This is a genomic window from Pseudomonas sp. MYb541 (assembly GCF_037479595.1).
In the GTDB taxonomy this organism is placed as follows: Bacteria; Pseudomonadota; Gammaproteobacteria; order Pseudomonadales; family Pseudomonadaceae; genus Aquipseudomonas; species Aquipseudomonas canadensis.
This window is the reverse complement of record NZ_JBBGYS010000061.1, coordinates 1-19,635: the sequence shown is the minus strand read 5'-3', so window position 1 is coordinate 19,635 and position 19,635 is coordinate 1. Positions and strand designations below refer to the sequence as shown.

Sequence of the window (19,635 nt, the reverse complement as noted above, 5' to 3'; positions counted from 1 at the left end):
ATCTATCTGGTAAGTTCGCCCGCTTGCAGCCGCAGGGCCGGCAGGCGTCGGTGACGTTGCAATCCTGCGCAATGGATTAGAAGAGTGAGAGGCGGTCTATTCATGTCCACCCCAGCAAAGCAACAGCAGCAGAGCCTCAGTGGCTTCACACCTTACGTCGAAGCGAAGGGTGAGGAGTACATGGGCAAGCCCATGCGCCAGCACTTCACCAATATCCTGCAAAAGTGGAAGCAGGACTTGATGAAAGAGGTCGACCGCACCGTTGACCACATGAAGGACGAAGCCGCCAACTTCCCGGACCCGGCCGACCGTGCCAGCCAGGAAGAAGAGTTCGCCCTTGAACTGCGCGCCCGTGATCGCGAACGCAAGCTGATCAAGAAGATCGACAAGACGCTGCAACTGATCGAAGACGAAGAATACGGCTGGTGCGAATCCTGCGGCGTCGAGATTGGTATTCGTCGCCTGGAAGCCCGCCCAACCGCGGACCTCTGCGTAGACTGCAAGACCTTGGCTGAAATCAAGGAAAAACAGGTCGGCAAGTAATCCAGCCGAGCTGAACGAATGGGGCGTGCGAACGCCCCATTTTTGTTGCTGGCGTTTACCGAATTTCCAGTAGTATCCGGCCCATGACAGCCTCTACCTATATCGGGCGCTTTGCCCCCACACCCAGCGGCCATTTGCATTTCGGCTCCCTGGTCGCCGCCCTCGCCTCCTACCTTGACGCCCGCGCCAACCATGGCCGCTGGCTGATGCGCATGGAAGACCTCGACCCACCCCGTGAAGAGCCCGGCGCCCAAGCGGCGATCCTGCATGCCCTGGAAAGCTATGGCTTCGAGTGGGACGGCGAACTGGTCCGACAAAGCGAGCGGCATGAAGCCTACGCCAAAGTGCTTAATGACCTGTTCAACCACGGCCTGGCCTACGCCTGCACCTGCTCGCGCAAACAGCTGGAGCCCTACAACGGCATCTACCCTGGCCTGTGCCGCAATGCCGGCCACGCCCAGCAAGACGCCGCCATCCGTTTGCGCGTTCCAGAGCTTGAGTACCACTTTACCGACCGCGTCCAGGGCGAATTCCGACAGCACGTGGGCCGCGATGTAGGCGATTTCGTCATCCGTCGCCGCGACGGCCTCTACGCCTATCAACTGGCCGTGGTGCTCGACGATGCGTGGCAAGGTGTGACCGATATCGTGCGCGGTGCCGACCTGCTGGACTCAACGCCACGCCAGCTCTACCTGCAAGAACTGCTCGGCCTGCGCCAACCTCGCTACCTGCACGTGCCGCTGATCATCCAGCCGGACGGCAATAAACTGGGCAAATCCTACCGTTCCCCGCCGTTGACACCCGACCAGGCCACGCCTTTGCTACTGAGAGCCCTGCGCGCCCTCGGCCAGCAACCCGATGACGAACTGTTGCACGCCAGCCCGCGGGAACTGCTGGATTGGGGCATTACGCACTGGGATGCCACGCAGATCCCGCGCACACTCACGCTGGCCGAAGCGCAATTGAGCTGAAGGCGCTTGCAGCTTGCCAAGCATCCGTTACCATCGCCGCACGTTTTTAGACAGAGGCCAACATGTACATCTATCGATTGGTCCTGCTGCTGGTCGTCGGGATCTACCTGTTTTCCCCCGCCATCATGGATTGGTGGATCGACGCCACGGGCGCCTGGTATCGCCCTTATCTGCTGTGGCTGATCCTGATCGTCGTGACTTTCATCCTGCAGAGCCAAAAAGATGCCGATGAGCTTTAGCCTCACCCAGATGCTGCTGATCAGCGCCGCCTACCTGGCCGCGTTGTTCGGAGTCGCCTGGATCAGTGAGCGCGGAATGATTCCGCGGGCGATCATTCGCCATCCGTTGACCTACACCTTGTCCCTCGGCGTATACGCCAGTGCCTGGGCGTTCTATGGCACCGTGGGCCTGGCCTATCAGTACGGTTATGGCTTTTTGTCCAGCTACCTAGGGGTGTCCGGCGCATTTCTGCTGGCGCCGGTGCTGCTGTACCCGATCCTGAAGATCACCCGCACCTACCAATTGTCTTCCCTGGCCGACCTGTTTGCCTTCCGCTTTCGCAGCACCTGGGCCGGTGCGCTGACCACTATTTTCATGCTGATCGGCGTGTTGCCGTTGCTGGCCCTGCAAATTCAGGCCGTGGCCGACTCCATCAGCATCCTGACCCGCGAGCCAGTGCAACATCGCGTAGCGCTGGCCTTCTGTGCGCTGATCACGCTGTTCACGATTTTCTTCGGTTCACGCCATATCGCCACCCGCGAAAAACATGAAGGGCTGGTGTTTGCGATTGCCTTTGAGTCGGTGATCAAGCTGATCGCCATCGGCGGCGTCGGCCTGTATGCGCTCTACGGCGTGTTCGACGGCCCGCAGCAGTTGGAACTGTGGCTGCTGCAAAACCAGACCGCCCTTGCCGCCCTGCACACGCCTTTGCAGGAAGGCCCATGGCGCACGCTGCTGCTGGTGTTTTTCGCCTCGGCGATTGTGATGCCGCACATGTACCACATGACTTTCACCGAGAACCTCAACCCGCGCTCGCTGGTCAGCGCCAGTTGGGGCTTGCCGTTGTTCCTGCTGTTGATGAGCCTGGCGGTACCGCTGATCCTGTGGGCAGGCCTGAAACTGGGGGCCACCACCAACCCTGAATACTTCACCCTCGGCATTGGCATTGCTGCCAACAGCCCGGCCTTGGCGCTGCTGGCTTACGTCGGTGGATTGTCAGCGGCCAGCGGACTGATCATCGTCACGACCCTGGCACTGTCCGGCATGGCACTCAACCACCTGGTGCTGCCGCTGTACCAGCCGCCAGCCGAAGGCAATATCTACCGCTGGCTGAAATGGACACGCCGCGCGCTGATCGTCGCGATCATCATGGCCGGCTACGGGTTCTACCTGTTGCTGGGCGCGGGGCAGGACCTGGCCAACCTCGGCATCGTTGCGTTTGTCGCCACCTTGCAGTTCCTCCCAGGCGTGCTCTCGGTACTGTACTGGCCGACCGCCAATCGCCGTGGTTTCATCGCCGGTTTGCTGGCCGGAATCCTGGTGTGGATCGTGACTATGCTGTTGCCGCTGGTCGGCAATCTGCAGGGTTTCTACATCCCGTTGCTGAACATGATCTACGTGCTGGACGACACCAGTTGGCACATGGCTGCGATTGCCTCCCTGGCCGCCAACGTCCTGATGTTCACCCTGATCTCCCTGTTCACCAACGCCAGCCCGGAAGAAACCAGCGCCGCCGAAGCGTGCGCGGTGGATAACGTACGCCGCCCGCAACGCCGCGAACTGCATGCAGCCTCGCCCCAGGAGTTCGCCACGCAACTGGCCAAGCCCCTGGGCGCCAAGGCGGCGCAGAAGGAAGTTGAACAGGCGCTGCGTGATCTCTATCTGCCGTTCGACGAGCGGCGCCCGTACGCGTTGCGGCGCCTGCGTGACCGTATCGAGGCCAACCTGTCCGGCTTGATGGGGCCGAGCGTGTCCCAGGACATGGTGGAAACCTTTCTGCCCTATAAGGCCGGCGGCGAAAACTATGTGACCGAAGACATCCATTTCATCGAGAGCCGGCTGGAGGATTACCACTCACGCCTTACCGGTCTCGCCGCCGAACTCGATGCCTTGCGCCGCTACCACCGCCAGACCTTGCAGGAATTGCCCATGGGCGTGTGCTCCCTGGCCAAGGACCAGGAGATCCTGATGTGGAACAAGGCCATGGAAGAACTCACCGGTATCGCAGCGCAGCGGGTGGTCGGTTCACGCCTCAATACCCTGGGCGACCCGTGGAAAGAATTGCTGCAAGGCTTCATCAACCTGCCCGACGAACATTTGCACAAGCAGCACCTGGCCCTCGACGGCCAGACCCGTTGGCTCAACCTGCACAAAGCCGCCATCGACGAACCCCTGGCGCCCGGTAACAGCGGCCTGGTGTTGCTGGTAGAAGACCTGACCGAAACCCAGATGCTCGAAGACAAGCTGGTGCACTCCGAGCGTCTGGCCAGCATCGGCCGACTGGCGGCGGGCGTGGCCCATGAAATCGGCAACCCGATCACCGGTATCGCTTGCCTCGCGCAGAACCTGCGGGAAGAGCGCGAGGAAGACGGCGAAATCACCGAGATCAGCGGGCAGATCCTCGAACAGACCAAGCGCGTTTCTCGCATCGTGCAGTCGCTGATGAGCTTCGCCCACGCCGGCGCCCATCAGAATCAGGACGAAGCGGTATGCCTGGCCGAAGTGGCGCAGGATGCCATTGGGCTGCTGGCCTTGAACCGGCGCAATTTCGAAGTACAGTTCTTCAATTTGTGCGATCCCGACCACTGGGTGGATGGCGACTCACAACGCCTGGCCCAAGTGCTGATCAACCTGTTGTCCAACGCCCGTGACGCCACCCCGGCCGGCGGTGCGGTACGCGTCAAGACCGAGGCTTTCGAACATACGGTCGATCTGATCGTCGAAGATGAAGGTAGCGGTATTCCACAGAACATCATGGACCGATTGTTCGAACCCTTCTTCACCACCAAGGACCCAGGTGAAGGTACCGGTCTGGGCCTTGCACTGGTCTATTCCATCGTTGAAGAGCATTATGGACAAATCACCATCGACAGCCCGGCTGACACCGAAAGCCAACGCGGCACCCGTATTCGGGTGACCTTGCCGCGTCATGTCGAAGCGACGTCCGCTGTGAACTGAGACCGTCGAGAGAATTGAATCAATGCCGCACATTTTGATCGTCGAAGACGAAACCATTATCCGCTCTGCCTTGCGTCGCCTGCTTGAACGTAATCAGTACCAGGTCAGCGAAGCCGGCTCGGTGCAGGAAGCCCAGGAGCGGTTCAGCATTCCCACGTTCGACCTGATTGTCAGTGACCTGCGCCTGCCTGGCGCGCCTGGCACCGAGTTGATCAAGCTTGGCCAGGGCACCCCGGTGCTGATCATGACCAGCTATGCCAGCCTGCGCTCGGCGGTCGACTCGATGAAGATGGGCGCGGTGGACTACATCGCCAAGCCTTTCGACCATGATGAGATGCTTCAGGCCGTGGCCCGTATCCTGCGTGACCGTCAATCGGCCAGCAGTGCGCCGGTCGAGCAACGTCCAGCGGGCAAAACCGCCGACAAGCCGGGGGTTGATAACAGCAACGGCGAGATCGGCATCATCGGCTCTTGCCCACCGATGCAGGACCTGTACGGCAAGATCCGTAAAGTCGCGCCGACTGACTCAAATGTTTTGATCCAGGGCGAGTCCGGCACCGGTAAAGAACTGGTGGCCCGTGCCCTGCACAACCTGTCCAAGCGCGCCAAGGCGCCGATGATCTCGGTGAACTGCGCTGCGATCCCCGAATCCCTGATCGAGTCCGAGCTGTTCGGTCACGAGAAAGGTGCGTTTACCGGCGCCAGCGCCGGGCGTGCGGGCTTGGTGGAAGCGGCGGACGGCGGCACGCTGTTCCTCGATGAAATCGGTGAATTGCCACTGGAAGCACAAGCGCGGTTACTGCGTGTGCTACAGGAAGGTGAAATTCGCCGCGTAGGCTCGGTGCAGTCGCAAAAGGTCGATGTGCGCCTGATCGCGGCGACTCACCGCGACCTCAAGAGCCTGGCCAAGATCGGCCAGTTCCGTGAAGACTTGTATTACCGTCTGCACGTGATCGCCCTCAAGCTGCCGGCCCTGCGTGAGCGTGGCGCCGACGTCAACGAGATCGCCAATGCCTTCCTGCTGCGCCAGAGCGCGCGTATCAACCGTACCGACCTGAAGTTCGCGCCGGACGCCGAGCAGGCGATTCGGCATTACTCATGGCCGGGTAACGTGCGGGAGCTGGAGAATGCGGTGGAGCGCGCGGTGATCCTGTCGGAGAGCCCGGAGATTTCCGCCGAACTGCTGGGCATCGATATCGAGCTCAGTGACTTGGAGGATGACGACTTCATCGGCCTGGCGCCTCAACAGGGCGGCGGCAGCAATACCAGCCATGAGCCGACCGAAGACCTGTCGCTGGAAGACTACTTCCAGCATTTCGTCCTTGAGCATCAGGACCACATGACCGAGACCGAACTGGCGCGCAAGCTGGGCGTAAGCCGCAAATGCCTGTGGGAACGCCGCCAGCGCCTGGGCATTCCACGGCGCAAGACCGGTGTGGCCAGCGAGAGTTAAGGGTGCGCGCCCACAGGTAACACCCACCAATGTGAAAAAACTGTTACCGCGGATATTTCGCGTAACAAAAGCCGGGGCTTACGGTAACGAAGCCCCGGCTTTTTTTGGCCCGTCAAAAACCCGAAACCACCTCAACCCCCCGGTTTTGCTGGGTTAGGCAAAAGTTGGCACGCACCCTGCTATATGCTTAGTACAAAAACAATAACAAGCTTTGTACAAGACAATAAAAATAAGACGAATCGACTCACGCATAACAAAAACAACACGGCGGAGGCGCAGCTAACTGATTCTTTTGGAGAGGCGTTGCATTTGGGGCTTGCCCCGCAACCAGGCCGAGAACAACAAAAACTGCCCTAAGGCAGAGCCTGAACTGGTTGGATCGTAGATCAGCAACACAGCGACCAAAGCAATCCGTTTGCTCTTGACTCCCGATTGGGAGTGTCATGAAGGTGAAGATTCATGGCGAGGGCGATCAACAAAAACAAGAAGCCCGAAATCAATAATAAAAATAGAGCACGCAACTACTTCTGGGGGAGCTTCGGCTCCCCTTGTAGTTTCCGCGATTTGACCGTCCAGCAATCTCTTGAAGCTTTTGGCTTGGGGCTTGCAGCTTGTTCCTACACCATCCCCTGACTAAATGCTAGAATCCCCGCCCATCATGCGGTCATTCTTCGTTATGGCCGAACATTCCTTCAAACAGTGCATCCCATGCTGAAGAAGTTGTTCCAGTCATTCCGTTCTCCCTTGCGTCGTACGCAACACAAACGCAGCACGCCTGAAGTGCTCAACAGCAGCCAGCATTCGCTGCAACGCGCTCAATTCAGCCGTTATGCAGTGAACATCGTCGAACGTTTGCAGAACGCCGGCTACCAGGCTTATCTGGTGGGCGGGTGCGTACGCGACATGCTGCTCAACATCACGCCCAAGGACTTCGACGTCGCCACCAGCGCCACGCCTGAGCAAGTGCGTGCCGAATTCCGTAATGCGCGGATCATCGGCCGACGCTTCAAGCTGGTGCATATTCACTTCGGTCGCGAAATCATTGAAGTCGCGACGTTCCGTGCCGGCCATCCGCAAAACGATGAAGAGGAAGACACCAATCAGTCCTCCCGCAACGAAAGCGGGCGTATCCTGCGCGACAACGTCTACGGCACCCTGGAAGAAGACGCGCAACGCCGCGACTTCACCATCAACGCCCTGTATTACGACCCGGTCAGCGAGCGCATCCTCGATTACGCCAATGGCGTACACGACATTCGCAACAACCTGATCCGCCTGATCGGCGACCCGGTCCAGCGCTACCAGGAAGACCCGGTCCGCATGCTGCGGGCCGTGCGTTTTGCCGCCAAGCTGAACTTCGGCATCGAGCGCCACACCGCCGCACCGATTCGTGAACTGGCACCGATGCTGCGGGAAATCCCCTCGGCGCGCCTGTTCGAAGAAGTGCTCAAACTGTTCCTCTCGGGTTATGCCGCCGACACCTTTGAAATGCTGGTGGACCTGCAGTTGTTCGACCCACTGTTCCCGGCCAGCGCCGAGGCTTTGGAATACAACCCGACGTACACCCACACCCTGATCAGCGAAGCGCTGATCAACACCGACCTGCGCATCAAGCAGAACAAGCCGGTCACCCCGGCATTCCTGTTTGCCGCGCTGTTGTGGCCAGCCTTGCCGAAACGCGTACTGCGCTTGCAGGAGCGTGGCATGCCGCCGATCCCGGCCATGCAGGAAGCCGCGCATGAGCTGATCGCCGAACAGTGCCAGCGCATCGCTATTCCGAAACGCTTCACTATGCCGATCCGCGAGATCTGGGACATGCAGGAGCGTCTGCCACGCCGCAGCGGCAAACGCGCCGACCTGTTGCTGGACAACCCGCGCTTCCGCGCCGGCTACGACTTCCTGCTGCTGCGCGAAAGTGCCGGCGAGCAGACCGACGGCCTGGGCGAATGGTGGACCGATTACCAGGACGCCAATGACAGCGAGCGCCGCGACATGATTCGTGACCTCGGCAGCAAAGGCGACGGCGAAGGCCCGAAGAAACGTCGTCGCAGTGGCAGCAAGCGCAAGCGCAGTTCGGCTGACGCCTCGGGCGAATAAACGTGGAACGCATCTACATCGGCATGGGCAGCAACCTGGCTGCCCCGGACCAGCAATTGCGCAGCGCTATCGAAGCACTGGCGCAATTGCCGGGCACCACGGTCGCTGGAGTGTCCGCCTTTTATCAAAGTGACTCCCTGCTCCCAGGCCAACCGCGCTACACCAATGCGGTTGCCGCCCTGGACAGTCGCCTTGCGCCCCTGGAGTTGCTGGATGCGCTGCAAGCCATCGAAAACGACCAGGGCCGCGAACGCCTTGAACGCTGGGGCCCGCGCACGCTCGACCTCGATATCCTGCTGTTTGGCGATCAACTGATCGATGAGCCGCGCCTCAAGGTCCCGCACTACCAGATGCACCTGCGCGCATTTGTGCTGTATCCACTGGCCGAGCTAGCGCCCGCATCGCTGCAACTGCCCAACGGTCAAACGCTCAACGACTTGCTGACCGCCTGCCCGTTTGTCGGCCTGGAACGCTTGCCCCAAAACTGACTCGATCAATGTGGGAGCTGGCTTGCCTGCGATAGCATCACCTCGGTTTCACTGAAAGACCGAGGCGCCTGCATCGCAGGCAAGACAGCTCCCACATTTTGATCACCTACGCCCTCAAAATCGCTTTCCCACTTGCTGAATCGCGTCAGTAACAGCGGTAACACCGTCATCGTAACAATGCGGTAACACATCCAATTGACTTCCCGTGCCCTCCTCACGACTATAGGCGTCCCGCTGCCGCCAACCCGGCGCTAAAGGGCGCAATCCAGGCCATATAAGCACTGCTCTCAAGACAGTGCGCCTGTATAAACGAAGACTCACGCGCGTTACTCGCTGTTTCCAAGCGCCTGAATGAGGACCCTTTTCATGCCAGACATTACCCTGACCACCTTGCAGAGCCTCAAGCTCAAAGGTGAAAAAATCGCCATGCTGACCTGCTATGACGCCACCTTCGCCCACGCCAGTTGCCAGGCTGGGGTTGAAGTGCTGCTAGTGGGCGACTCCCTCGGCATGGTTCTTCAAGGGAATGACAGCACCCTGCCCGTCACCACTGATGAACTTGCGTACCACACCGCCAGCGTCAAGCGCGGTAACGATGGCGCCTTCATCATCGCCGACCTGCCATTCATGGCATACGCGACGCTTGAACAGACCTTCCAGAATGCCGGCAAGCTGATGCAAGCCGGCGCGCACATGATCAAAGTCGAAGGCGCAGTATGGCTGGCCGAGTCGATCCGCCTGCTGGCGGAACGCGGCGTGCCGGTGTGCGCACACATGGGCCTGACGCCACAGTCGGTGAACATCCTCGGCGGCTACAAGGTACAAGGCCGCAATGAGGCCCAGGCGCGGCAGATGCGCGCGGATGCCATCGCTCTGGAGCAGGCCGGCGCGGCAATGATCCTGCTCGAATGCGTGCCGAGCGAACTGGCGGCAGAAATCACCCAGGCCGTGAAAGTGCCGGTGATCGGGATTGGCGCAGGCTCGGCCACCGATGGCCAGGTGCTGGTGCTGCACGACATGCTCGGCCTGTCGATCAGCGGCCGTGTGCCGAAGTTCGTCAAGAACTTCATGGCCGGCCAGGACAGCATTCACGCCGCATTGAGTGCCTACGTTGCCGAAGTCAAAGGCGTGACCTTCCCTGGCGCCGAACACGGATTCTCTGCATGAACACCGTAAAAACCGTACGTGAATTGCGGGCTGCGGTTACTCACGCCCGCAACGCCGGCAAGCGCATTGGCTTTGTGCCGACCATGGGCAACCTGCACAGCGGCCATGCCACTTTGGTGACCAAGGCCGCCCAGCAGGCGGATTTCGTGGTGGCCAGCATCTTCGTCAACCCGCTGCAGTTTGGCGCTGGCGAAGACTTGGACAAGTATCCGCGCACCCTGGCCGCCGACCAGGAAATGCTGCTGCAAGCGGGCTGCAACCTGCTGTTCGCGCCCACCGTCGACGAAATGTACCCCGGCGGCATGACCGGCCAGACGCGCGTCAGCGTGCCACAATTGTCTGAAGGCCTGTGCGGCGCCAGCCGTCCCGGGCATTTCGAAGGCGTGGCGACCGTGGTCAGCAAGCTGTTCAACATGGTCCAGCCGGACATGGCGGTGTTTGGCCAGAAGGATTACCAGCAACTGGCCGTGATCCGCGCCATGGTCCACGACCTGAACATGCCGATCCAGATCATCGGCGAGCCCACCGTGCGCGCCGACGACGGCCTCGCGCTGTCGTCGCGTAACGGCTACCTCACCGACGAGCAACGCGCCATTGCGCCGGTGCTGTACCGCAGCCTCAGCCAGATTGGCGCCGCGATTAAAGCCGGTGACCACGACTTCGCCAAGCTGCGCGCCGAACAGGTCCAGCAGATCGAAGCCGCCGGGTTGCGCCTGGACTACCTCGAAGTGCGCCAGGGCGCGCATTTGCGCCCGGCCACGGCCGAAGATCGGGATATCGTGATCCTGGTAGCCGCCTATCTCGGCGCTACCCGGCTCATCGACAACCTGCACCTGACCCTCGACTGACCCCTTCCAATCGCCCTCCTCGCTGCGTCAATAAAAAGGGCCGGTATAAAAAAGTACCGGCCTTAGCGCAGACAAAGCCAAGACATATCGACACGCTAGGTTTAATGTAATCGCCCTGCGCTATGGTTAGCGCTGTCCGGAACCCAATGCTTGATCAAAGACTGGACGTTCCGGGCTTAGAAGTGTCCTAAAGGCAGTCCCCGTAATAAAAGGAAACCCGCAGCGATGGCGTACTACCGCACTCCTCATGACGTTACCGCTCTGCCCGCCTGGCAAGCGCTCAATCAACATCGCCAAGCCATGCAGGATTTCAGCATGCGCGAAGCGTTCAATGCCGATCCTCAGCGTTTTTCCCAGTTCACCCTGAGCAGCTGCGGACTTTTCCTCGATTACTCGAAAAACCTGATCACCAGCGAAACCCGTGACCTGCTCGTGGGCCTCGCCAAAGAAGTCGGCCTGAAAGACGCGATCGACTCGCTGTACGCCGGCGAGCCGGTCAACTCGTCCGAAGGTCGCCCGGCCCTGCACACCGCCTTGCGTCGCCCGGTGGGCGACAAGCTGTCGGTGAATGGCGTGAACATCATGCCGGACGTGCACAAGGTGCTGAACCAGATCACCGACTTGGTCGGGCGCATTCACGATGGCCTGTGGCGTGGCTACACCGAGAAGCCGATCACCGACGTGGTGAACATCGGTATCGGTGGCTCGTTCCTAGGCCCGGAGCTGGTCTCCGAAGCGCTGTTGTCCTACGCCCACAAAGGCGTGCGTTGCCACTACCTGGCGAACATCGACGGCAGCGAGTTCCACGAGCTGACGCTGAAGCTGCGCGCCGAGACCACGCTGTTTATCGTCTCGTCGAAATCCTTCAATACCCTGGAAACCCTGAAAAACGCCCAGGCCGCACGCGCCTGGTACCTGGCCCAGGGTGGCTCGGAAGCCGAGCTGTACCGCCACTTCATCGCCGTATCGAGCAACAACGCGGCGGCTGTGGCCTTTGGCATCCGCGAAGAAAACATCTTCCCGATGTGGGACTGGGTCGGCGGTCGTTACTCGCTGTGGTCGGCCATCGGCTTGCCAATCGCCCTGGCGATCGGCATGTCCAACTTCAAGGAACTGCTGTCCGGTGCCTACACCATGGACCAGCATTTCCAGAACGCCCCATTCGAACAGAACATGCCGGTGCTGCTGGGTCTGCTGGGCGTGTGGTACGGCAATTTCTGGGGTGCGCAGAGCCATGCGATCCTGCCGTACGACCACTACCTGCGTAACATCACCAAACACTTGCAACAGTTGGACATGGAATCCAATGGCAAGAGCGTGCGCCAGGACGGTACCCCCGTCGCCACTGATACCGGCCCAGTGATCTGGGGTGGCGTAGGTTGCAACGGCCAGCACGCTTACCACCAGTTGCTGCACCAGGGGACCCAACTCATCCCGGCCGACTTCATCGTGCCGATCGTCAGCTTCAACCCGGTGTCCGACCACCATCAGTGGCTGTACGCCAACTGCCTGTCCCAGAGCCAGGCGCTGATGCTCGGCAAGACCCGCGCCGAAGCCGAAGCCGAGCTGCGTGAAAAAGGCATCCCGGAAGACGAAGTGCAGAAGCTGGCACCGCACAAGGTGATCCCGGGTAACCGTCCGAGCAACACCATCGTGGTCGAGCGCATCAGCCCGCGTCGCTTGGGCGCTTTGGTTGCGATGTATGAGCACAAAGTGTTCGTACAGAGCGTGATCTGGGGTATCAACGCCTTTGACCAATGGGGTGTGGAACTGGGCAAAGAGCTGGGCAAGGGCGTCTACAACCGCCTGACCGGCGCCGAAGAAACCTCGGCCGAAGATGCTTCGACCCAGGGCCTGATCAACTACTTCCGCGGTCGTCACCGCGGCTGATCCAGGTATCGCAGGGCCAACGTCCGTTTGGACGTTGGCCTTGAACCCTCCCCTTGCAGGGTGCATCTTTATCACTTGTCGCAAAAACAAGAATAAGGATCGCTCATGTTCGATATCAGCACGTTTCCCACCGCCGATGCCGTCCGCCGGGCTGCGCAACTCAGTCAGGAGGACTACCAGCGCCTCTATCGCCAATCCATCGAACAGCCGGATACGTTCTGGGCTGAACAGGCCAAAGGCTTTCTCGACTGGATAACCCCCTGGCACACCGTCCAACGCTCAGACATCAACACCGGCGCTGCGCAATGGTTTGCCGGCGGCCAACTGAATGTCAGCCACAACTGCATCGACCGTCACCTCGCCCTGCGCGCCGATCAACCGGCCTTCATCTGGGAAGGCGATGATCCGACAAAATCTTCAAAAATCACCTACCGCCAACTGCACCAGAACGTCAGCCGCCTGGCCAATGTGCTGAAAAGCCGTGGCGTAAAGAAAGGCGACCGGGTGTGCATCTACATGCCGATGATCCCGGAAGCCGCCTACGCCATGCTCGCTTGCACGCGGATCGGCGCGGTACATTCCGTGGTGTTTGGCGGCTTCTCGCCGGATGCCTTGCGTGACCGTATTCTCGACGCCGACTGCCGCACCGTAATCACTGCGGACGAAGGCGTGCGCGGTGGTAAACCGGTAGCACTGAAACAGAATGTCGACAAAGCCCTGGCCAGTTGCCCGAATGTGAGCACGGTGCTGGTGGTAGAACGCACCGGAGCGACCGTTAACTGGAGCGAAGGCCGCGATCTCAAGTATCAACAAGCCCTGGATGCGGCCAGCAGCGACTGCCCGCCCGAGCCAATGGACGCCGAAGACCCGCTGTTCATCCTCTACACCTCCGGCAGCACCGGCAAACCCAAAGGTGTGCTGCACACCACCGGCGGCTACCTGCTGCAAGCCGCAATGACCTTCAAATACGTGCTCGACTACCGCGAGGGCGAAGTGTTCTGGTGCACCGCCGATGTGGGCTGGGTCACCGGCCACAGTTACATCGTGTACGGCCCGCTGGCCAACGGCGCGACTTCGCTGATGTTCGAAGGCGTGCCGAGCTACCCGGACAGCTCACGCTTCTGGCAGGTGATCGACAAGCACAAGGTCAATATTTTCTACACCGCCCCTACCGCGTTGCGTGCCTTGATGCGCGAGGGCCATGGCCCGCTGGAGAGCACCTCTCGCGCCAGCCTGCGCCTGCTGGGCAGCGTCGGCGAACCGATCAACCCGGAAGCCTGGGACTGGTACTTCAATGCCGTCGGCGAGCAGCGCTGTCCAATCGTGGATACCTGGTGGCAGACCGAAACCGGCGGCATCATGCTCAGTCCCTTGGTCAGCGCACAGCGCATCAAGCCCGGCTGCGCGACCCAGCCGATGTTTGGCGTACAGCCCGTGCTGCTCGACGAACAGGGCAAAGAATTCAGCGGGGCCGGCAGCGGCGTACTGGCGATCAAAGCGAGCTGGCCGGGGCAGATCCGCAGCGTGTACGGCGATCCGCAGCGCATGATCGACACCTATTTCAAACCTTACCCCGGCTACTACTTCACCGGTGACGGTGCGCGGCGCGATGAAGACGGCGACTACTGGATCACCGGGCGCATCGACGATGTGATCAACGTGTCCGGCCACCGTATCGGCACCGCCGAGGTGGAAAGCGCGCTGGTCCTGCATGATCTGGTGGCCGAGGCCGCCGTAGTGGGCTACCCCCATGACATCAAAGGCCAAGGCATCTATGCGTTTGTCACGCCCATGAATGGGGTGGAACCCGACGATGCGCTGAAAAAGCACCTGCTGGAGCTGGTCGGCAAGGAAATCGGCAGCTTTGCCAAGCCGGAACTGATCCAATGGGCTCCGGCCTTGCCGAAAACCCGCTCCGGCAAGATCATGCGCAGGATTTTGCGCAAGATCGCCTGCAACGAACTCGACAGCCTCGGTGATACCTCGACCCTGGCCGACCCGAGCGTGGTGGATGGCCTGATCGACAAACGCTTGAACCGATAGGACCCCCTGAGTCGCCATGGAATTTATCCGCAGCCGTATCGAAAGCCAGTTGATGAGCCTGACTGGCCTGTCGCTGGGCCAACTGGACCTGGAAAACCCCAAGGGCGACCCCGGCCTGTTCGGGCCCGATTCGGTGAGTTGGCAGGTGCATGGCGACTTCAGCAGCATGCTCATCGGCGGCATCAGCGCGTTGATGCTGCAAGCCTTGCACCCATTGGCCCTGGCGGGCGTGTGGGACCATTCGAACTTTCGTCAGGACATGCTCGGGCGGTTGCGGCGCACCTCGCAGTTCATCTCGGGCACGACGTTTGGTTCGCGCAAAGACGCCGAATGGCTGATCGAAAAAGTCCGCACCATTCACCTGCAGGTCGTCGGCCACGCTCCGGACGGGCGACCTTATGCGGCCAGTGACCCAGAGTTGCTGACCTGGGTGCATGTGGCGGAGGTCAGTAACTTCCTCGCCGCTCACCTGCGCTATCGCAACCCGCAGCTTTCAGGTCGAGACCAGGACCGTTACTACAGCGAAATTGCCTTGGTCGCCGAACAGTTAGGTGCGCGGCATGTTCCGCGCTCTCGGCAGGAAATTTCAGATTATCTGGCACGTATCCGCCCACAATTGCTGTGCGACGATCGCAGCCGCGAAGTACTGCGTTTACTGCTTGACGCGCCCTCCCCCAGCCTACTGGCCAAGCCCTTTGGCAGTTTGATGATGCAAGCCGGAATCGACCTGCTGCCGGATTGGGCCAGCGCCATGCTCGACCAACACCAAAGCCCGCTGCAACGCCAGATGATCCGTGCCGGGGTCAAGCGCAGTGCGCCGATGCTGCGTTGGGCGATGCGCAATGGTTCGGTGCAACGCGCCCATCGGCGGATGGGGTTGATGTAGGCCACGGCGCATAGCTGTTAAACTTCGCGCCCTTATTTCCCCAGCAAGGCGCGCTCCATGTCTTCTCTGAATCAGGCGCTGCGCGCCGCCCTCGATCATCGCCAAGACCTGATCAATGAGCTGCACGCCCAAGGCACTGACTGCTATCGCCTGTTCCATGGCAGCCAGGAAGGCGCCGGCGGCCTGACCATCGACCGCTACGGCCCGCAATTGCTGGTGCAGAGCTTTCACCAATGCCTGGAAACCGCAGAGCTGCTGGACCTGCATCAACAGGTCAACCAGTACATGGGCCTGGAATTGTTACTGGTGTACAACGACCGTTCCCGTGGCAACTCGCGCATCGACCGCGAAGACACGGTTTATCGTGCCGAGCCCGCTGCGCTGGAAGACCTGATCGGCCACGAGTGGGGCCTCAATTACCGCGTGCGCGGGCGCCATGCCGGGCAGGACCCGCTGCTGTTCCTGGATTTGCGTAACACCCGTGGCTGGGTCAAGGCGCACAGCGCCGGCAAAAGCGTGCTGAATCTGTTCGCGTATACCTGCGGCGTTGGCCTGAGCGCGGCCGCCGGCGGTGCGCGCGAGGTGTGCAACCTGGACTTCGCCGAGGGCAACCTAGCGGTCGGTCGCGAAAATGGCCTGCTGAACCCGCAACTGCCGACTATGGAATTTGTGCAGTCGGATTACTTCCCGGCGATCCGCCAATTGGCGGGGCTGCCGATCACCCAACGGCGCGGGCAGAAGCTGCCGAGTTATCCACGCCTGGAGCAGCGTCAATACGATCTGGTACTGCTCGACCCGCCAGCCTGGGCCAAAAGCGCGTTTGGCACAGTCGACTTGCTGCGCGATTACCAGAGCCTGCTCAAGCCCGCGCTGCTAGCCACCGCCGACAATGGCGTGCTGATCTGCTGCAACAACCTGGCGAAAGTCAGCATGGAGGACTGGCGTGAACAAGTCCTGCGATGCGCGGAAAAGGCCGGCCGCCCCGTACGCGACTGGAAAATCATGACGCCAGGCGCGGACTTCCCCTCACAGGATCAGCAGCCGCCCCTGAAAACCCTGATACTCCAGTTGTAAGACGTTTCCCAAAGGACCCGTTCTTCGGAACCGAAATCCCGTGCCATACTCCAAGGCACTCTTGTTTGACATAGATGGCGCCGCCCCATGCCCAAAGGATTGATTCGCGCCGCTGGCGCCTTGTTGACTGCCCTTGCCCTGTACAGCTTGCTGGGTTTCCTGATTCTCCCTGGTGTCGCGCTGCGCATTGCCAACCAGCAACTGGCCAATTACGCCACGCTGCCGGCTCGGATCGAGCGGATCGAGCTCAACCCGTTCAGCCTGGAAGTAACGGCATGGGGGCTGAAAATCGGTGAGCCAGGCAAGGAACAAGTGGGTTTCGAGCGCCTCTACGCCAACCTGCAGATCGACAGCCTTTGGACCCGCGCCCTGCATCTCGCGGATGTACAACTGGACAAACCCAAGACCGAGCTGTTGTTCGACAAGTCCGGCCAATTGAACCTCGCGCAGTTGTTCAAGCTGCCACCCAGCGAGCCAACCCCGACCGATCCGAATGCCAAGCCGTTTCCGCTGCGCATCGACAGCATCAAGCTGGCGGGCGGCTATGTGCATTTCGAAGATTTGCGTCCCAGCGAACCCATCGAATTCCTCTACGACAAGCTCGACTTCGAGCTGAAAAATCTCAGCACCCTGCCTGAAGACAACGCCGACATGACGTTGGTGGCAGCCGGGCCTGCAGGCGGACAGATCGACTGGAAAGGTAATTTCAGCCTGGTGCCGATCACCTCCGAAGGCACATTGAAAGTCACCGATGGCAAGATGAAAGCCTGGTGGCCCTACGTCCGCGACGCGCTGCCATTGGTGCTGGAAGACGGTGTGCTCAACTTCAGCACCGAGTACAAATTCAGTCTGGCCAAAGAGACCGAACTGAGCCTGACCAACACGGCCGCGAGCATTGCGCCATTTGCCATCAAGGCGCCGGACGGCCGCCCCTTGGTGCGCCTGGAGCGCCTGGACGTCAGCGAAACCACCGTGGACCTGGCCAAGCAGCAGGTCGTCGTCGGCAAGATCCGCAGCAACAAACTGGAAACCTGGGCGGCACTGGAAGCCGATGGGCAACTGGACTGGCAGAAACTGTTCGCCAGCCAGCCGAGCAAACCGGCCAAGGCACCGGAGCCCAAAAATGCACCCGCCACCGCAGACTCGCCAAAAGCCGAGCCTGCGGCGCCAAGCAAACCCTGGCAAGTGCTGCTCAAGGACGTGCAACTGCGCAACTATCAGGTGCACCTGGCTGACCGCCAGGCCAAACCGGCAGTCGCGTTGGAGGTGGGCCCGCTGAACGTCGATGTGCAGAACTTCGATAGCCTCAACCAGAACCCCTTCACATTGAAAGTCGACACGGGCCTGGGCAAGCAAGGCAAGGTCCAGGCGACCGGCGAGGTCAACCTCAACCCGGTCAGCGCCAAGCTGAAAGTGAATACCCAGGACATCGACCTGCGTGTCGCGCAGTCCTATATCAGCCCGTTCATCCGCTTGGAACTGCGTAGCGGCATGCTCGGCAGCAATCTGGATGTGAACCTGAAAAGCACCGATCCTTTGAAGCTCCAGGTCACAGGCCGAGCGCAGGTCGACCAGTTGCACACCCTGGATACCCTCAAGACCCGCGACTTCCTCAAATGGCAGCGCTTGGTGCTCGAAGGCGTCAACTATCAGCACGGCGACAGTCTGTCGATCGATAAGGTCAACCTGCTGCAGCCGTATGCACGTTTCATGATCAACGATGACCGCACCACCAACGTGGATGACCTGTTGATCCCACAACCCGCTGACAAATCACCCAAGCCCGCCAGCAAGGAAAAGCCGCTGGGCATTCGTATCGGCCAGATTGCGATCAACGACGGTTCGGCCAACTTTGCCGACTTCAGCCTGACGCCCAACTTCGCCACGGCGATTCAACAGCTCAACGGGCAAATAGGCACCATCGACAGTCGCCAGGCCAAACCGGCCAGCGTCGATATCAAGGGCAAGGTTGACCGTTATGCGCCGGTGACCATCAAGGGCAGCGTGAACCCGTTCGATCCGATGGCGGCGTTGGATATCGCAACCAGCTTCAAACGCGTTGAGCTGACCACCTTGACGCCTTACTCCGGCAAGTTCGCCGGTTTCCGTATCCGCAAGGGGCGACTGAACCTCGACCTGCACTATGTGATCACCAAGGGTCAGCTGAAGGCCGAGAACAAAGTGGTGGTCGAGCAATTGCAACTGGGCGATAAAGTCGACAGCGCCGATGCCGTGGATTTGCCGATTCGCCTGGCAATCGCGTTGCTCAAGGACTCCGACGGCAAGATCTCCATCGAACTGCCGGTGACAGGCGATCTGAATAACCCGCAGTTCAGCGTGATGCCGATTGTTTGGCAGACCCTGCGAAACCTGGTAGTGCGTGCAGCAACGGCGCCCTTCAAGTTTATCGGTGGGTTGGTGACGGGCGGCGGCTCGGAAGACCTCGGCAATGTATCGTTCGCCGCCGGTTCCAGCGAACTGAACAAGGATGCTGAGGGCGCCCTGAACACCTTGGCCAAAGCACTGAAAGAACGCCCTACCCTGCGCCTGGAGATCGAAGGCACAGCGGCAGCCAGCAGCGATGGACCTTTCCTCGCCGCTCAGCGACTGGAACGTGAATACCAGTACAACTACTACAAGATTCTTCAACGTCGTGGCGACAAGGTTCCAGCCCAAGCGTCGTTACTGGTTGTACCCGAAAAGGAGAAAGCGCCACTGCTGGAAGGCATCTACCGCACCCGACTGAAACAACAACCGCCGGCCGAATGGAAAGACCTGAGCAGTGATGACCGTAGCGCGAAACTGCGTGACGGCGTGATCAAGTTCTGGAGTGGCAGTGATGTGCTACTGCGCCAACTGGGCCAAGACCGCGCCAGCACCATCAAGGACTACCTGGTGGACAAAGGCCAGCTGGAAGATGACCGGGTGTACTTCATTGATGCCAACTTGGGCCAGGCCGAGAAGGATGGCCGGGTCGTTACACCTATGCATCTGGACG

At 60.4% G+C, this 19,635-nt stretch carries 15 protein-coding genes; all 15 read left to right on the top strand.

Annotated elements, in window-relative coordinates; translation table 11 throughout:
• Positions 1–102 precede the first annotated feature (102 nt).
• Complete coding sequence (gene dksA / locus WH299_RS27380; RefSeq protein ID WP_122728109.1) at positions 103–543, top strand: RNA polymerase-binding protein DksA; 441 nt, start codon at positions 103–105, stop codon at positions 541–543.
• Between the two features lie 83 nt (positions 544–626).
• Entirely contained in the window at positions 627–1,514 is an 888-nt protein-coding gene (gene gluQRS, locus WH299_RS27375; protein ID WP_323624955.1) for a tRNA glutamyl-Q(34) synthetase GluQRS, read from the top strand.
• A 62-nt stretch (positions 1,515–1,576) separates the two neighbouring features.
• On the top strand, positions 1,577–1,753 hold the full coding sequence (locus WH299_RS27370) for a hypothetical protein (RefSeq protein ID WP_003176118.1): 177 nt from the start codon (positions 1,577–1,579) through the stop codon (positions 1,751–1,753).
• On the top strand, positions 1,737–4,691 hold the full coding sequence (locus tag WH299_RS27365) for a sensor histidine kinase (RefSeq protein WP_164393777.1): 2,955 nt from the start codon (positions 1,737–1,739) through the stop codon (positions 4,689–4,691). Before WH299_RS27370 ends, WH299_RS27365 begins: the two co-directional genes overlap by 17 nt.
• A gap of 22 nt (positions 4,692–4,713) precedes the next feature.
• The gene (locus WH299_RS27360; RefSeq protein ID WP_123475624.1) at positions 4,714–6,144 is read left to right on the top strand and encodes a sigma-54-dependent transcriptional regulator; all 1,431 of its coding nucleotides are present in this window, start codon (positions 4,714–4,716) and stop codon (positions 6,142–6,144) included.
• Positions 6,145–6,603: 459 nt separating this feature from the next.
• Positions 6,604–6,777, top strand: coding sequence for a hypothetical protein (locus WH299_RS27355; protein WP_154670147.1), 174 nt, complete (start codon positions 6,604–6,606; stop codon positions 6,775–6,777).
• Positions 6,778–6,852: 75 nt separating this feature from the next.
• Positions 6,853–8,241 (top strand): polynucleotide adenylyltransferase PcnB, encoded by a 1,389-nt coding sequence (locus WH299_RS27350; RefSeq protein WP_028617960.1) that lies wholly within the window; start codon positions 6,853–6,855, stop codon positions 8,239–8,241.
• Between the two features lie 2 nt (positions 8,242–8,243).
• A complete protein-coding gene (gene folK / locus WH299_RS27345) occupies positions 8,244–8,729 on the top strand; it encodes a 2-amino-4-hydroxy-6-hydroxymethyldihydropteridine diphosphokinase (RefSeq protein WP_339551856.1) in 486 nt (161 codons plus the stop codon).
• A gap of 366 nt (positions 8,730–9,095) precedes the next feature.
• On the top strand, positions 9,096–9,896 hold the full coding sequence (gene panB / locus WH299_RS27340) for a 3-methyl-2-oxobutanoate hydroxymethyltransferase (RefSeq protein ID WP_126570734.1): 801 nt from the start codon (positions 9,096–9,098) through the stop codon (positions 9,894–9,896).
• Complete coding sequence (gene panC, locus WH299_RS27335; RefSeq protein WP_339551854.1) at positions 9,893–10,744, top strand: pantoate--beta-alanine ligase; 852 nt, start codon at positions 9,893–9,895, stop codon at positions 10,742–10,744. The genes panB and panC overlap by 4 nt, the downstream gene beginning before the upstream one ends.
• A 225-nt stretch (positions 10,745–10,969) precedes the next feature.
• Positions 10,970–12,634 (top strand): glucose-6-phosphate isomerase, encoded by a 1,665-nt coding sequence (gene pgi, locus WH299_RS27330; RefSeq protein ID WP_122728099.1) that lies wholly within the window; start codon positions 10,970–10,972, stop codon positions 12,632–12,634.
• A 105-nt stretch (positions 12,635–12,739) separates the two neighbouring features.
• A complete protein-coding gene (gene acs, locus WH299_RS27325) occupies positions 12,740–14,677 on the top strand; it encodes an acetate--CoA ligase (protein WP_339551852.1) in 1,938 nt (645 codons plus the stop codon).
• Between the two features lie 16 nt (positions 14,678–14,693).
• Positions 14,694–15,563, top strand: coding sequence for an oxygenase MpaB family protein (locus tag WH299_RS27320; RefSeq protein WP_028617965.1), 870 nt, complete (start codon positions 14,694–14,696; stop codon positions 15,561–15,563).
• 57 nt (positions 15,564–15,620) lie between these two features.
• Entirely contained in the window at positions 15,621–16,637 is a 1,017-nt protein-coding gene (locus WH299_RS27315; protein ID WP_122728096.1) for a class I SAM-dependent rRNA methyltransferase, read from the top strand.
• An 87-nt stretch (positions 16,638–16,724) separates the two neighbouring features.
• A partial coding sequence (locus tag WH299_RS27310) for a DUF748 domain-containing protein (RefSeq protein WP_339551849.1) occupies positions 16,725–19,635 on the top strand: 2,911 nt, incomplete at its 3' end.